At 55.0% G+C, this 14,927-nt stretch carries 14 protein-coding genes; 6 read left to right on the forward strand and 8 right to left on the reverse strand.

Annotated elements, in window-relative coordinates; translation table 11 throughout:
- Positions 1–319: 319 nt before the first annotated feature.
- On the reverse strand, positions 320–565 hold the full coding sequence (locus tag J1G48_RS15520; protein ID WP_001539488.1) for a hypothetical protein: 246 nt from the start codon (positions 563–565) through the stop codon (positions 320–322).
- Between the two features lie 100 nt (positions 566–665).
- Between J1G48_RS15520 and J1G48_RS15525 the strand changes: the two genes are divergently transcribed.
- Entirely contained in the window at positions 666–1,949 is a 1,284-nt protein-coding gene (locus J1G48_RS15525) for a citrate synthase (RefSeq protein ID WP_000785811.1), read from the forward strand.
- 136 nt (positions 1,950–2,085) lie between these two features.
- Positions 2,086–3,132 (forward strand): AbrB family transcriptional regulator, encoded by a 1,047-nt coding sequence (locus tag J1G48_RS15530; RefSeq protein WP_001122036.1) that lies wholly within the window; start codon positions 2,086–2,088, stop codon positions 3,130–3,132.
- A gap of 54 nt (positions 3,133–3,186) precedes the next feature.
- Here J1G48_RS15530 and nei read toward each other — a convergent pair whose 3' ends face one another.
- The 5 genes from nei to ybgI all read right to left on the reverse strand — a co-directional run bounded on the left by nei (position 3,187) and on the right by ybgI (position 7,165).
- Entirely contained in the window at positions 3,187–3,978 is a 792-nt protein-coding gene (gene nei, locus J1G48_RS15535; protein WP_001113969.1) for an endonuclease VIII, read from the reverse strand.
- A 121-nt stretch (positions 3,979–4,099) separates the two neighbouring features.
- On the reverse strand, positions 4,100–4,834 hold the full coding sequence (pxpA, locus tag J1G48_RS15540; protein ID WP_001017925.1) for a 5-oxoprolinase subunit PxpA: 735 nt from the start codon (positions 4,832–4,834) through the stop codon (positions 4,100–4,102).
- Positions 4,824–5,756, reverse strand: a complete 933-nt coding sequence (gene pxpC / locus J1G48_RS15545) for a 5-oxoprolinase subunit PxpC (protein WP_000932039.1) — start codon at positions 5,754–5,756, stop codon at positions 4,824–4,826. Before pxpC ends, pxpA begins: the two co-directional genes overlap by 11 nt.
- Positions 5,750–6,406: a 5-oxoprolinase subunit PxpB gene (gene pxpB / locus J1G48_RS15550; protein WP_001188371.1), complete on the reverse strand. Its 657-nt coding sequence runs from the start codon at positions 6,404–6,406 to the stop codon at positions 5,750–5,752. Before pxpB ends, pxpC begins: the two co-directional genes overlap by 7 nt.
- A gap of 15 nt (positions 6,407–6,421) precedes the next feature.
- Positions 6,422–7,165, reverse strand: coding sequence for a radiation resistance protein YbgI (ybgI, locus tag J1G48_RS15555; RefSeq protein WP_000798844.1), 744 nt, complete (start codon positions 7,163–7,165; stop codon positions 6,422–6,424).
- A gap of 328 nt (positions 7,166–7,493) precedes the next feature.
- Here ybgI and J1G48_RS15560 point away from each other — a divergent pair, with 328 nt between their 5' ends.
- Positions 7,494–8,975 carry an MFS transporter gene (locus J1G48_RS15560; RefSeq protein ID WP_001041122.1) on the forward strand — a complete coding sequence of 494 codons (1,482 nt, stop codon included), beginning with the start codon at positions 7,494–7,496 and terminating at the stop codon, positions 8,973–8,975.
- Positions 8,976–9,013: 38 nt separating this feature from the next.
- Here the strand turns inward: J1G48_RS15560 and phrB are convergent, their stop codons facing one another.
- Entirely contained in the window at positions 9,014–10,435 is a 1,422-nt protein-coding gene (phrB, locus tag J1G48_RS15565) for a deoxyribodipyrimidine photo-lyase (RefSeq protein WP_001142016.1), read from the reverse strand.
- A gap of 111 nt (positions 10,436–10,546) precedes the next feature.
- On the reverse strand, positions 10,547–10,753 hold the full coding sequence (locus J1G48_RS15570) for a YbfA family protein (protein WP_000401435.1): 207 nt from the start codon (positions 10,751–10,753) through the stop codon (positions 10,547–10,549).
- Positions 10,754–11,089: 336 nt separating this feature from the next.
- On the opposite strand from J1G48_RS15570, the gene kdpF reads away from it, so the two are divergent.
- Genes kdpF through kdpB form a run of 3 tightly spaced genes read left to right on the forward strand, consistent with a single transcriptional unit; the run spans position 11,090 to position 14,927 of the window.
- Positions 11,090–11,179, forward strand: a complete 90-nt coding sequence (gene kdpF, locus J1G48_RS15575; RefSeq protein WP_001670793.1) for a K(+)-transporting ATPase subunit F — start codon at positions 11,090–11,092, stop codon at positions 11,177–11,179.
- On the forward strand, positions 11,179–12,858 hold the full coding sequence (gene kdpA, locus J1G48_RS15580) for a potassium-transporting ATPase subunit KdpA (protein ID WP_000730078.1): 1,680 nt from the start codon (positions 11,179–11,181) through the stop codon (positions 12,856–12,858). The genes kdpF and kdpA overlap by 1 nt, the downstream gene beginning before the upstream one ends.
- Before the next feature lie 20 nt (positions 12,859–12,878).
- Complete coding sequence (kdpB, locus tag J1G48_RS15585) at positions 12,879–14,927, forward strand: potassium-transporting ATPase subunit KdpB (protein WP_000088026.1); 2,049 nt, start codon at positions 12,879–12,881, stop codon at positions 14,925–14,927.

The raw sequence follows: 14,927 nt of genomic DNA on the forward strand, positions 1-14,927 counted from the left end.
CCTTCCTCCGGTCTGCGTGCGGGTCAGACAGCGTCCTTTCTATAACTGCGCGTCATGTAAAACACTGCTTCCAGTAGCTAAAACGACACGTTACAACGCTGGGTGGCTCGGGATTGCAGGGTATTCCGGAGACCTGGCGGCAGTATAGGACGTTCACAAAATCATTACAATTAACCTACATATAGTTTGTCGGGTTTTATCCTGAACAGTGACACAGGTCACGATAACAACATTTTTTTAATTTTCAATCATCTGATTTGACAAACATTAAACAAAATTGTTACAAACGACACCAGAAAAAGCATATAATGCGTAAAAGTTATGGGGTCACTCTTTCACCTGTTAATAAGTTATGTAACAGTACAATGATATTGACCCATTCTTTCAGGACAGTTATTAGTGATAGACAGGTTACATTACTCGGATTGCTACGTTCCTGATTTGCTGCTAATTCGAAATTAATCAAGCCGTTACCTGCAAGCGCCCATTGCTCTGTACCCAGGTCATCCCCTCTTTCACAGAGCGGCGAGCCAAATAACAAACTGGTAACGGTTGATTGATGCATACACAGAATCTTCCCTGCACTAACGACGAGGAAGATGACGTGGAGAAGGCAAGTCTGAGTTCCGGCAGTCTTAAGCAATAAGGCGCTAAGGAGACCGTAAATGGCTGATACAAAGGCAAAAATCACCCTTACTGGTGACACTGCTATTGAACTGGATGTGCTAAAAGGTACACTCGGTCAAGATGTTATTGATATTCGTAGTCTCGGTTCAAAAGGAGTTTTTACTTTTGACCCTGGTTTCACCTCTACCGCATCCTGCGAATCTAAAATCACCTTCATCGACGGCGACGAAGGCATTTTGTTGCATCGCGGTTTCCCGATTGACCAGCTTGCTACCGATTCCAACTATCTGGAAGTCTGTTACATCCTGCTGTACGGCGAAAAACCGACGCAGGAAGAGTATGACGAGTTCAGAACGACAGTCACCCGCCATACGATGATCCATGAGCAAATCACTCGCCTGTTCCATGCTTTCCGTCGCGACTCACATCCGATGGCGGTAATGTGCGGGATCACTGGCGCGCTGGCGGCGTTCTACCACGACTCGCTGGATGTGAACAATCCGCGCCACCGTGAAATCGCGGCGTTCCGCCTGCTGTCCAAAATGCCGACCATGGCGGCGATGTGTTACAAATATTCCATCGGTCAGCCGTTTGTTTATCCGCGCAACGACCTTTCCTACGCCGGTAACTTCCTGAACATGATGTTCTCCACGCCGTGTGAAACCTATGAAGTGAATCCGGTACTGGAGCGCGCGATGGACCGTATTCTGATCCTGCACGCTGACCATGAGCAGAACGCCTCAACGTCAACGGTACGTACCGCAGGTTCAAGCGGCGCCAACCCATTCGCCTGCATTGCCGCCGGGATCGCCTCCCTGTGGGGACCCGCGCACGGCGGCGCCAACGAAGCCGCGCTGAAAATGCTGGAAGAAATCAGCTCTGTTAAACACATTCCGGAATTTGTTCGCCGTGCGAAAGACAAGAATGATTCTTTCCGCCTGATGGGCTTCGGTCACCGTGTTTACAAAAACTACGATCCGCGCGCCACCGTGATGCGTGAAACCTGCCATGAAGTGCTGAAAGAGCTGGGCACCAAAGATGATCTGCTGGAAGTGGCGATGGAGCTTGAGCACATTGCGCTCAACGACCCGTACTTCATCGAGAAGAAACTGTACCCGAACGTAGACTTCTACTCCGGCATCATTCTGAAAGCGATGGGCATTCCGTCCTCCATGTTCACCGTGATCTTCGCCATGGCGCGTACCGTTGGCTGGATTGCACACTGGAATGAAATGCACACTGACGGCATGAAAATCGCCCGTCCTCGTCAGCTGTATACCGGCTACGATAAACGCGATTTTAAATCGGCGCTGAAGCGTTAATTGACAACCGGATGGCGACGCAACCCTCGCCATCCGGTACATTTTCCCTTTTTTCTTATCCTCATTATTTTATTCTTACCCCGTTACTCTCTATGATTAATTAAGGTTTCGCTAAATATCATTCAGGGAGCATGGAATGCCGATTCTGCAGTGGTTTTTGTTGTTCCTGTTATCGCTGCTCATTTCCCTTATTTTTCTCTGGCTGCACCTTCCGGCGGCGATGCTGCTCGGTCCAATGATTGCGGGTATCGTGTTGAGTTTGCGAGGTAGTACGCTACAACTTCCGCGCGGTATTTTTCTCGCCGCGCAGGCGATTCTCGGCTGTATGATCGCCCAAAATCTAACCGGTTCGATATTGACCACCCTCGCCCTCTACTGGCCGGTCGTGCTTTTAGTGTTGCTGGTGACGCTGCTTTCCAGCGCGATAGTCGGCTGGCTGCTGGTACGCTACAGCTCGCTGCCCGGCAACACCGGCGCATGGGGGTCTTCGCCGGGCGGCGCGGCGGCAATGGTAGCGATGGCGCAAGATTACGGGGCGGATATCCGCCTGGTGGCGTTTATGCAGTATCTACGGGTACTGTTTGTGGCTGGCGCGGCGGTGCTGGTGACACGCCTGATACTCGGCGACAGCGCGGCAGCGGTCAGCCAACAGGTGATCTGGTTTCCACCGCTTAGCGGTAATTTATTGACGACGCTGCTATTAGCGATCGTGGCGGGCATTGCCGGTCGCCTGTTGCGTATCCCTTCCGGCACGATGCTGCTCCCCATGTTGGCAGGCGCGATTCTCCATTCGCAAGGCATCATTGAAATTGAATTACCCGAATGGCTGCTGGCCGTGGCGTATATGGCGATAGGCTGGCGTATTGGGCTGGGTTTTGACAGACAGGTGTTTTTTATGGCGCTGCGGCCATTGCCGCAAATCTTATTGTCAATTTTCGCGCTGATGGCGATTTGCGCCGCGATGGCGTGGGGAATGGCTTACTACATGCAGATTGATTTTATGACGGCTTATCTCGCCACCAGTCCCGGTGGTCTGGATACGGTTGCCGCGATCGCGGCAGGAAGCAGTGCCGATATGGCGCTCATCATGGCAATGCAAACCCTACGGCTGTTCAGCATTCTGTTAACTGGGCCAGCAGTGGCCCGTTTTATATCAACCTATGCGCCCAGACAACCTTTGTAGGGCTGATAAGCGTCGCGCCATCAGGCAATAGCCGCTCGCCGATGGCGGTTCCGGCTATTTCTGGCAATGCGGGCACCAGTAAAACGGGCGTGAGGACAGTGTTGTCTTTTCAATAATGCCGCCGCACCGCTCGCACGCTTCGCCGTCACGATGGAAAACCTTAAAGCGAAACAGTGCGCCATGATGCTTGTTTTCATCCGACTGACCGCGAGTCGTGTAGGACAGGCGCGGAATATCCAACAGCGCGTGAGAAAGCGCATTCAGTTGCGCCTCGTTGAGATCTTTCGCTTTATGCTGTCCGGTTAACCCTACCTGCCAGAGGATTTCAACGCGCAGATAATTCCCCAATCCCGCCAGAAAGGCCTGATCCAGCAACAGCCCAGAAAATTGTCGGTTGCGAAAACGCGGCGACAGCAATCGAGCTTTAACCTCTTCCGGAGTGAGACGCGCGTCCAGCACATCCGGACCGACCCGCTGTAAAAAAGGGTGCGTCGTGAGCTGCTCTGCTGTCAGCATTTCGATATCAGACGCGCTATAAAGCAGAATAGTTTTATCCGCCGTTTGTAGCCTGACGCGCAATATACGCGTGGTCTGCGGTATTTCACCAGTATCGATCACCCGCCATACGCCATAGAGTTGGTTGTGGCTGTAGAGCGTCAGGCCATTTGAAAAGTGGGTCAATAACGCTTTTCCCCGCGTCTCTATCCGGGTAACAAGTTGACCGGTAAGCTGCGATTCATACGGTTTTAACTGTGCAAAGGCAAACCAGACATCGGTTAAGGGTTTGCCTTTGATTGCCGCCTCCAGATTATCCGCCGCACGACGAATTTCCGGGCCTTCAGGCATAATAATATCCTTTGTTAACAGTTGATTAATGGACTACACCGCCTCTGACTATCGGGAATGCACATCGAACGCCATAATGAATATCCACAGCCGTAATATAATAGCTTCAATCGTCGGGCTCTCAGGCAATAACGTGTATATTACGCGCATTGAACGCGGCGCGTAACCTGCGAGCGAATGCAAGCGCATACTCGCCGTCGCCATGAATGCACACCGTTTGCGCCGTGACAGTCGTCCACACGCCAGTAACGCTTTTCACTCTCCCGGCTTGTACCATATCCAGCGTTTGCGCCAGCGCCTGCTCTTCGTCGTGAATCAGCGCGCCAGGTTGCATGCGCGGCACCAGGCTACCGTCGGCCTGATAGCCGCGATCGGCAAACACCTCCTGCCGCGTCACCAGGCGATGGCGCTCACCGGCCCGGATCAGCTCACTTCCCGCCAGTCCAACCAGTATCAGTGACGGATCATAGTCGTGTACCGCTTTCGCAATCGCCTGTGCCAGATGGGGATCTTTCGCCGCCTGGTTATAGAGCATACCGTGCGGTTTGACATGGCGCATCACGCTGCCTTGCGCCTGAACAATCGCCCCCAGCGCGCCGATTTGGTACAGCGTCTGGGCGTATACCGTTTCCGGCGGCAAAGCCATCGCCGTCCGCCCAAAATTATCCCGATCCGGAAAGCTGGGATGCGCGCCGATCGCCACGCCGTTTTTCAGCGCCTCGCGCACGCTGGTCAGCATGGTTTGCGCATCACCGGCGTGAAAACCACAGGCGATATTGGCGGAGGAGACCAGCGTTAATAATTCGCTGTCGCTGGCGCAGCCTTCGCCCACATCCGCATTTAAATCAATGTTCATGCTGAAGCCGCCAGGTAAGCTGTTCCAGATAGCGCTGACGCTCGCGGCGCGCGTTGAGCGCCTCTTCCAGCGAACATTGCACAAAATGGATCGGTTGCCCTAGCGGGATCTGCGCCAGATGGTACATATCTGCCTCGATGATGCAGGCAATGCGCGGATAGCCGCCAGTTGTCTGGGCATCATTCATTAGCACAATAGGTTGGCCGTTGTAAGGCACCTGCACGACACCGGGCAGCAAACCGTGCGACAGCAGTTCGCGATCCGTTGTCCGCGTTAACGATTGACCCTGCAAACGATAGCCCATGCGATTACTTTGCGGACTGAGTTGCCACGGCGAACGCCAGAACGCTTCTTGCGAGGCGCGATCGAATTCACGGTATTCCGGCCCCGGCAGCGCACGGATGCGATTCCCCCACAGTAACTGCTTCACGCCCTGCGGCCCGCTAAACTGTCGCGATGGTTTACCCATCGCCAACCGATCGCCATCTTTTAGCAACCGTCCTTCCAGCCCACCGATACCGGACTTCAGATCGGTACTACACGATCCCATTACCTCCGGCACAGCAATACCGCCCGCCACCGCCAGATAGCTACGCATCCCGTGAAGCGGTCGATGCAGCGTAAGACGTTGACCCGCTTTTACCGGCAATCGCCAGCCTGTCCAGACCGGTTGATCATCCAACTGCGCCTCGCAGCCTGCGCCGGTAAGAGCGAACCAGGTCTCATTTTCAAATTCGACAACCAGTTGACCGAGAGTGATTTCCAGCGCCGGGGCATTCGCATCGTTCCCGACCAGGAGATTAGCGGTCTGAAAGGCGGGTTTATCCAGCGCACCGCAGTGACTCAGCCCCGACTGACGAAAGCCGTGACGCCCGCTATCCTGCACGGAGGTGTAAATCCCCGCGCGAATAATATTCAGCATATTCCCTCCTTTTGCGGCACAAAGCGTACGCTATCGCCAGGGCGTAGCAGAACCGGGGGCTCCCGCATCGGATCGAATAACTTCAACGGCGTGAGGCCGATCAGCTGCCAGCCGCCCGGCGTGGATAATGGATAAATCCCCGTCTGCGCGCCGCCGATGCCGACAGAACCGGCCGGAACCTGCAGGCGCGGCTCCGCGCGTCTGGGCATATGGAGCGGTTCTGGTAAATTCCCAAGATAGGGAAAGCCAGGCTGAAAGCCTAAAAACCAGACGACATACTCAACGGAGGCATGTAGCTCCACGACCTGCTTTTCACTCAAACCGCTGTGCCGTGCCACCGCCGCCAGATCCGGCCCGCCTGCGCCGCCATAGATCACCGGGATCTCAACCGAACGCGAGTCCGGCTCCAGCGCCTCGCTCTCTTCCCACCAGCGCTGCAGACGCTCAATCGCATCCAGCGCCAGGGTTTGCGGTTCCCGCAAGATCACGGTGATATTGTTCATCCCGGGAATGGCTTCCACCACGTTCGGCATATCGACCAGACGCTGCGTCAGACGCCAGATGCGTTTCTGGCTCGCCAGCGTAATCGGCGGTTCAAGTTCCAGAACGACCGCCGTTTCGCCTAACAGATAACAACGCGCTCGCTGCACTTTATTACCTCTCAGTTATGCCGGGTTAGGGATATCAATAAACGTCACATCCAACGCCGTGTTTTCGTTCAACCATTCGCTCAGGGCGCGAATACCGCCGCGTTCAGTGGCATGGTGCCCGGCGGCATAAAAATGCAGCCCCTGTTCGCGCGCGGAATGAATGGTCTGTTCAGACACCTCGCCGGTAATAAAAGCATCCACGCCGAAGCGGGCGGCGCTATCAATAAAACTTTGCCCGCCGCCGGTACACCAGGCGACACGCTGCACATTCTCTGGCCCGGTATCGCCGCACCATAGCGGTTTACGCCCCAGACGCGCTTCAATCCATGAGGCCAGTTCCAGCCCCGGCACCGGCATTGAGAGCTCTCCCCACGGCACCAGCGGCTCAATTTCTCCTTTCACGGTAATGCCTAATAGCGCCGCCAACTGCGCATTGTTGCCCAGCTCAGGGTGCGCATCCAGCGGCAGATGCCAACCGTAAAGGTTAATATCATTTGCCAGTAACGTTTTTAAGCGACGGCGTTTCATACCGCGAATAACCGGAGACTCGCCTTTCCAGAAGTAACCATGATGAACAATGACCGCATCGGCCTGCAAACGCACCGCCTCATCGAGCAGCGCCTGACTTGCGGTCACGCCGGTAACGATTTTCTGTACCGTCTCTTTTCCTTCGACCTGTAAACCATTCGGCGCATAATCGCTTATTGCCGCACTGTTCAGCTTGTCGTTAATCAGTTGTTCCAGCTCGGTGTTTTTCATCATCGCTCCCTTTAACCCACGTTCTACTTTCCCGTTACGGGTTCAGCCTCCGTTAACATAGCCTCCTGTTAGCCGTTCGTCGATAAACATTTGTTTGACACATCAAGAAACAATCACCCCCGGGTTTGGCGCAAATTACTTAGCAAAACACGATCGGTTTCATGTATATTTATGCAATCAGAACGCATATTGCAGAAAAAATCAGTTCTGTATCATGTTGGTAACTTTAAGGAAACACGGCGATGCGGCAGGCTTAATAAGCCCACTAAGAAAGGCATTATCTGAGATGCCCGCTTTCTTGCCGCAGCGTCTCTATCCCGGAAATACGATGAATAAACAAGCATCTCAACCCCGCGCTATTTACTACGTTGTCGCCCTGCAAATTTGGGAGTACTTCAGCTTTTATGGTATGCGCGCCCTACTGATTCTTTATCTCACCAATCAGCTAAAATACGACGATAACCACGCCTATGAGTTATTCAGCGCTTATTGTTCGCTGGTCTACGTAACGCCGATTCTTGGCGGCTATCTGGCGGATAAGGTGCTTGGCAACCGAATGGCAGTCATGCTGGGCGCATTTTTAATGGCTATAGGTCATTTAGTGCTGGGCGCCAGTGAGATCGCGCCGACATTCCTTTATCTGTCGCTGGCGATCATTGTCTGCGGCTACGGCCTGTTTAAATCGAATATTAGCTGCCTGCTGGGCGAACTGTACCAGCCGGAAGATCCGCGCCGCGACGGCGGGTTCTCGCTGCTTTACGCAGCGGGCAATATTGGTTCGATCGTGGCGCCTATCGCCTGCGGCTATGTGCAAGAGGAGTACAGTTGGGCGATGGGCTTTGCGCTCGCCGCCATTGGTATGCTTGCGGGGTTAGTGATCTTCCTGTGTGGAAATCGTCATTTCACCCACACCACCGGCGTGAATAAAGCCGTGTTGTGCGCCAGAAACTACCTGCTGCCGAACTGGGGCTGGCTGTTAATTTTGCTGGTAGCGGCGCCGTTGCTGATTACCGTTCTGTTCTGGAAAGAATGGTCTGTCTATGCCTTAATCGTGGCGACCGCGATCGGCCTGGTCGTGCTGGCAAAAATTTATCACCAGGCGCAAACGGCCAAACAGCGCAAAGAACTGGGGCTGATTGTCACCCTGACCCTGTTCAGTATGCTGTTCTGGGCGTTTGCCCAGCAGGGCGGCAGTTCTATCAGCCTGTATATCGACCGCTTTGTGAACCGCGATATTCTGGGCTATTCCGTTCCTACCGCCATGTTCCAGTCGGTGAACGCCTTTGCCGTGATGCTGTGTGGGGTCGTCCTGGCCTGGCTGGTTAAAGAGAGCGTAAGCGGTAATCGCACCGTGCGTATCTGGGGCAAATTCGCGCTGGGTCTCGGTCTGATGAGCGCCGGATTCTGTATTCTGACCCTGAGCGCACGCTGGTCCGCCGCTTACGGACACTCTTCAATGCCGCTAATGGTGCTGGGACTGGCGGTGATGGGCTTTGCCGAGCTATTTATCGACCCGGTCGCCATGTCGCAAATTACGCGCATTGATATCCCCGGCGTCACCGGCGTATTAACCGGAATTTATATGCTGCTGTCCGGCGCGATAGCTAACTATCTGGCAGGCGTCATCGCTGACCAGACCTCGCAAAGCGCCTTCGACGCCAGCGGCGCGGTTAATTACGCCATCAACGCCTATGTGGATGTTTTTGAACAGATCACCTGGGGCGCGTTAGCCTGCGTAGGGGTTGTCCTGCTGATTTGGCTGTATCAGTCCTTCAAATTCAAAAGCCGCGCGCTGGCCGTCGAATCCTGATAGCAGAATGCCCGGTAGTTTGCGCTACCGGGCCTGTATCACGCCCCTTTTCTCGCCGCCTCATAGGCGGAAAGCGTTGCGATTCTCGCCTGTTTGTGCTCCACAATAGGCCGAGGATAATCAAGCACGACTCCCGCTTTTTCCGCCCACCGCCACGGCTCGTGAATCGCTTTTCCAGGGATATCGCGTAATGCCGGTAGCCACTGGCGGATAAATTCGCCGTCGCGATCGAACCTCTCTCCCTGAGTCGTGGGATTAAAAATACGAAAATAAGGCGCGGCATCGGTACCGGTTGAAGCGGCCCACTGCCAGCCGCCATTATTGGCGGCAAGATCGCCGTCAATAAGCTGCGACATGAAATAGCGCTCCCCCAACCGCCAGTCAATCAACAGATCTTTTACCAGAAAGCTGGCGGTAATCATGCGTAAACGGTTATGCATCCAGCCCGTCGCGTTAAGCTGGCGCATCGCCGCATCGACAATGGGATAACCGGTTTCGCCTTTCTGCCATGCCTGAAAATAGTGCGGGTTTTCCTGCCACGCGACGCGTTTTGTCCAGCGGATAAACGGCTGGTGTTTGCATAATGCCGGATACCAGGTCATTAAATGACGGTAAAATTCCCGCCAGATGAGCTCATTCAACCAGACGCTTCCCGGCCCGCCGTCCAGCGCCTGCGGCTGCTCCGCCAGTAATCGGTGCAGGCACTGTCGCGGCGACAGGCCGCCCGTCGCCAGGCTGGCGGAAAGCCGACTGGTGCCGTCAACCGCAGGGAAATCGCGCCGTAACGCGTACTCGTCTGCGCCCTGCGCGCAAAACTGACGTAGCTGCGCGATGACCGCGTTTTCTTCCACCGGGAAAAGCGCGGCGTCAAACGCCTGTTGCGGGTAGTTAAGCGAGACTGGCGTTAAGGGTGTAGAAAGCGCGCCGCTCACCCGGATCTTCGGGGCCGGAACGCACGGCGGGATATCTTCTTTTAGCCGTTTCAACCAGGCATTTTTAAACGGCGTAAAAACTTTATACATTTCATGATTGCCGGTCATCACCGCGCCGGGCGCCAGAATCACGCTATCGTCAAAGCCTTCGCAGATGACAGAGGGCAGCGTTTTTTCCACCGCCGCATCACGCTGACGCTCGTTAAACTCATACTGATAGTTATAAAACAGATGGCTGACGTCATGCTGTCGGCAAACGTTTTTGACCGTTTCAATACTGGCGTTAAAATCCGCCACTTCATGAAACAGCAACGGAATGCCTTTCTCTGCAAGGGCCGTCTGTAGCGCATTGAGCTGCGCGCTGATGAATGCCGCCTGCCGCGGCGCCATATCATGGGCCTGCCACTGCGCGGGGGTGGAAATATAAAGCGCCAGCACCCGCGCGGATGCATCGCGGCAGGCGGCGGCCAGCGCAAGGTTATCCTGTAAACGCAGATCGCGCCTGAACCAGACTAAATGGGTGGGCATACAACTCCTGAAAGATAAAACGTCACGGCGAATAGCGTTAAACAGTGTAGACCCTGGCGCATAAAAAAACCGCCAGCGTGGCGGCTGACGGTTTTTTCAGGCTGGTCGCGATTAATAAAAGTCGCAGGTGGCTTTTTCAGCCTGCGCCATCCATACCGGTTTATCACTGGTTTTCGACCAGACACGGTGCAGATAACTATAAAAACGCGCGCGGTCTTTCCAGAAGAGCATCACCGGCAACGCCAGCACGCCTGCGGTCACCGCGAAAGCACGACGTGCAAAAATGACATGCGCTGGATAGTCTTTATAGTGTTCCATACGTTTCCCCCCTTTATACCGACGCTATCCGCCCCGGTATAGATTGAATCGGTGAATAGCACCGAAAAATTGAACCTCGTTACCTGATTAAAATAGTACCGCTTTCGGTGTAATTTTACTACTCATCCGACCACTTATTTTCACGCTTTTCCAGCAGATTTACATTCAAAGCGTAAATTAGTTACAAAAAGGTTAAATTAATACTAATCATTAGTTAAATAATGGTCTTTGCCATTTTTATACTTTTTTTACACTCTGCCCGCCAATTTTTGCGAAATCTTTGCAGCCAAAAAATTACCTTTCTCAGGAGTAAAACAATGCCACTGGAGGTGCTCTGTGAGTGCAGGCGTGATAACCGGCATCGTGCTGGTTTTCTTACTTTTAGGTTATCTGGTCTATGCCCTGATTAATGCGGAGGCGTTCTGATGGCCGCGCAAGGATTTTTACTGATCGCCAGTTTTTTACTGATTTTATTGGTACTGGCGAAACCGTTGGGTTCGGGCCTGGCAAGGCTCATCGCCGCCGTTCCGTTGCCGGGCGTGGCTGGCGTTGAGCGTATCCTCTGGCGGACTCTTGGCATTACCGACCACGAAATGAACTGGCGTCAGTATTTACTGGCGCTACTGACGCTCAATCTGCTGGGACTGGGCATCCTGTTTTGCCTGCTGTTCTGGCAGGAGTGGCTGCCCTTAAATCCGCAGCGGCTACCGGGGCTGTCCTGGGATCTGGCGCTGAATACCGCCGTCAGCTTTGTCACCAATACCAACTGGCAAGCCTACAGCGGCGAAAGCACGCTGAGCTACTTTAGCCAGATGGCCGGGCTGACGGTGCAAAATTTCCTGTCGGCGGCGACCGGGATTGCGGTGGTTTTTGCGCTTATCCGCGCCTTTACGCGCCAGAATGTGCACACGCTGGGTAATGCCTGGCAGGATCTGGTACGCATTACGCTATGGATATTATTTCCTGTCGCGTTAATTATCGCGCTGTTTTTTATCCAACAAGGCGTACCGCAAAATCTGTCGGCTTATCAGCCCATCACCACCCTTGAAGGCGCTAAACAACTTTTGCCGATGGGTCCGGTTGCTTCGCAGGAGGCGATCAAAATGCTTGGCACCAACGGCGGCGGTTTCTTTAACGCCAACTCTTCGCATCCGTTCGAAAACCCTACCGCGCTCACTAATCTGGCGCAGATGCTGGCGATATTTTTGATTCCAGCCGCGCTCTGTTTCGCCTTTGGCGAAGCGGCGGGCGATCGCCGTCAGGGACGCGCGCTACTGTGGGCAATGTCATTCATTTTTGTGGTCTGCGTAGCGGTAGTGATGTGGGCGGAAGTTCAGGGAAATCCACATCTGTTGGCGGCGGGCGCGGACAGTAGCGTCAACATGGAGGGTAAAGAAACGCGCTTTGGCGTGCTGGCCAGCAGCCTGTTTGCCGTCGTCACGACCGCGGCGTCCTGCGGGGCGGTAAATGCCATGCACGACTCGTTTACCGCTCTGGGCGGTATGGTGCCGATGTGGCTGATGCAAATTGGCGAAGTGGTCTTTGGCGGCGTCGGTTCAGGCCTGTATGGCATGTTGCTGTTTGTCCTGCTGGCGGTGTTTATCGCGGGGCTGATGATCGGTCGCACGCCGGAATATCTGGGGAAAAAAATCGACGTGCGCGAAATGAAAATGACCGCGCTGGCGATTCTGGTCACGCCGATGTTGGTCTTGTTGGGTTCGGCGCTGGCGATGATGACGGATGCCGGACGCAGCGCAATGCTGAACCCTGGCCCGCACGGTTTTAGCGAAGTGCTATATGCCGTCTCCTCTGCCGCCAACAACAACGGTAGCGCCTTTGCGGGTCTGAGCGCTAACTCGCCTTTCTGGAACTGTTTGCTGGCGTTCTGCATGTTCGTCGGCCGTTTCGGCGTGATTATTCCTGTCATGGCCATCGCCGGATCGCTGGTCAGTAAAAAAGTACAGCCGGCCAGTCAGGGAACGCTGGCGACCCACGGCGCGCTATTTATTGGGCTGCTCATCGGCACGGTACTGCTGGTCGGCGCGCTGACGTTTATTCCTGCCCTGGCGCTTGGCCCGGTAGCGGAACATTTCTCTTTACCTTGAGCGATGCGGAGTACATTGATATGAGTCGCAAGCAACTGGCGCTGTTTGAACCTGTTTTACTCGTACAGGCGCTAACGGATGCCGTAAAAAAATTAAGCCCACGCGCCCAGTGGCGTAACCCGGTGATGTTTGTGGTCTGGGCCGGCAGCGTGCTAACCACTCTGTTAACGCTCGCTATGGTAACAGGACAAATAGCGGGAAGCGCCTTGTTTACAGGGATTATCAGCCTGTGGTTATGGTTCACCGTACTGTTCGCCAATTTTGCCGAAGCGCTGGCGGAAGGCCGCAGCAAAGCCCAGGCAAACAGTCTGAAAGGGGTGAAAAAGACCGCGTTCGCTCGTCGGCTGCGCGCCCCGCGCCATGATGCGCAGGCCGATAACGTGCCCGCCGCTGAACTGCGAAAAGGCGACATTGTCCTGGTCAAAGCGGGCGATATTATTCCCTGCGACGGCGAGGTCATCGAAGGCGGCGCGTCGGTGGATGAAAGTGCGATTACCGGCGAATCCGCCCCGGTGATCCGCGAGTCCGGCGGCGATTTCGCCTCTGTCACCGGCGGCACGCGAATTCTTTCCGACTGGCTGGTGATTGCCTGTAGCGTCAATCCTGGCGAAACCTTTCTTGACCGGATGATCGCGATGGTGGAAGGCGCGCAGCGGCGGAAAACGCCTAACGAGATTGCCCTGACGATTTTGCTCATCGCCCTGACCATTGTCTTTTTACTGGCGACCGCCACCCTGTGGCCCTTCTCCGCCTGGGGCGGTAATGCGGTCAGCGTCACCGTGTTGGTGGCGTTGCTGGTGTGCCTGATCCCCACCACCATCGGCGGGCTACTCTCCGCCATTGGCGTAGCCGGAATGAGCCGAATGTTGGGCGCGAACGTCATCGCCACCAGCGGCCGCGCCGTAGAAGCCGCGGGCGATGTCGACGTGCTACTGCTGGATAAAACCGGCACTATCACGCTCGGCAACCGCCAGGCGTCCGATTTTATACCCGCCCGAGGGGTGGACGAACGCACGCTGGCTGACGCCGCGCAGCTCGCTTCGCTGGCCGACGAAACGCCGGAAGGTCGCAGCATTGTGATCCTCGCCAAACAGCGCTTTAACCTGCGTGAACGCGATGTGCAGTCGCTTCATGCCACCTTTGTTCCGTTTACCGCACAAAGCCGCATGAGCGGGATTAATATCGATAACCGGATGATCCGTAAAGGCTCGGTGGACGCGATTCGGCGTCATGTCGAGAGCAATGGCGGCCATTTTCCCGCCGATGTCGAGCAAAACGTCGAGAACGTGGCGCGCCTGGGCGCGACGCCGCTGGTGGTCGTGGAGGGCGCGCGCGTACTGGGTGTTATCGCCCTCAAGGATATCGTTAAAGGCGGTATTAAAGAACGTTTCGCCCAGCTGCGAAAGATGGGTATTAAAACGGTGATGATCACTGGCGATAACCGCCTGACGGCGGCAGCGATTGCCGCCGAAGCCGGTGTGGACGATTTTCTTGCCGAAGCCACGCCGGAAGCCAAGCTGGCGCTGATCCGTCAATATCAGGCGGAAGGACGGCTGGTCGCCATGACCGGCGACGGCACTAACGATGCCCCGGCGCTGGCGCAGGCTGACGTCGCGGTGGCGATGAACTCCGGCACCCAGGCGGCGAAAGAAGCCGGTAATATGGTGGATCTGGACTCTAACCCAACCAAGTTGATTGAAGTGGTGCATATCGGTAAGCAGATGCTGATGACGCGCGGCTCGCTCACCACCTTCAGTATCGCGAATGATGTAGCGAAATATTTCGCCATTATTCCCGCCGCGTTTGCCGCTACCTATCCGCAGCTAAACGCGCTCAACGTGATGGGGCTGCATTCGCCGAACTCCGCCATTCTGAGCGCGGTGATCTTTAACGCCCTGATTATTATTTTTCTGATCCCGCTGGCATTAAAAGGCGTGAGTTATAAGCCGCTTTCCGCATCGGCCATGCTGCGCCGTAATTTATGGATCTATGGTCTGGGTGGTCTGGTGGTGCCGTTTATTGGTATCAAAGTGATTGATGTGCTGCTGACCCTGCTGGGTCTGGCGTGA

This window comes from Salmonella sp. SAL-020 (genome assembly GCF_017372215.1).
Classification (GTDB): domain Bacteria; phylum Pseudomonadota; class Gammaproteobacteria; order Enterobacterales; family Enterobacteriaceae; genus Salmonella; species Salmonella enterica.

Bases quoted from the DNA above. Each gene is read 5' to 3' on its own strand.
- J1G48_RS15520 (WP_001539488.1), bottom strand. From the start codon at position 565: ATGCATCAATCAACCGTTACCAGTTTGTTATTTGGCTCGCCGCTCTGT.
- J1G48_RS15525 (WP_000785811.1), top strand. From the start codon at position 666: ATGGCTGATACAAAGGCAAAAATCACCCTTACTGGTGACACTGCTATT.
- J1G48_RS15530 (WP_001122036.1), top strand. From the start codon at position 2,086: ATGCCGATTCTGCAGTGGTTTTTGTTGTTCCTGTTATCGCTGCTCATT.
- nei (WP_001113969.1), bottom strand. From the start codon at position 3,978: ATGCCTGAAGGCCCGGAAATTCGTCGTGCGGCGGATAATCTGGAGGCG.
- pxpA (WP_001017925.1), bottom strand. From the start codon at position 4,834: ATGAACATTGATTTAAATGCGGATGTGGGCGAAGGCTGCGCCAGCGAC.
- pxpC (WP_000932039.1), bottom strand. From the start codon at position 5,756: ATGCTGAATATTATTCGCGCGGGGATTTACACCTCCGTGCAGGATAGC.
- ybgI (WP_000798844.1), bottom strand. From the start codon at position 7,165: ATGAAAAACACCGAGCTGGAACAACTGATTAACGACAAGCTGAACAGT.
- J1G48_RS15560 (WP_001041122.1), top strand. From the start codon at position 7,494: ATGAATAAACAAGCATCTCAACCCCGCGCTATTTACTACGTTGTCGCC.
- phrB (WP_001142016.1), bottom strand. From the start codon at position 10,435: ATGCCCACCCATTTAGTCTGGTTCAGGCGCGATCTGCGTTTACAGGAT.
- J1G48_RS15570 (WP_000401435.1), bottom strand. From the start codon at position 10,753: ATGGAACACTATAAAGACTATCCAGCGCATGTCATTTTTGCACGTCGT.
- kdpA (WP_000730078.1), top strand. From the start codon at position 11,179: ATGGCCGCGCAAGGATTTTTACTGATCGCCAGTTTTTTACTGATTTTA.
- kdpB (WP_000088026.1), top strand. From the start codon at position 12,879: ATGAGTCGCAAGCAACTGGCGCTGTTTGAACCTGTTTTACTCGTACAG.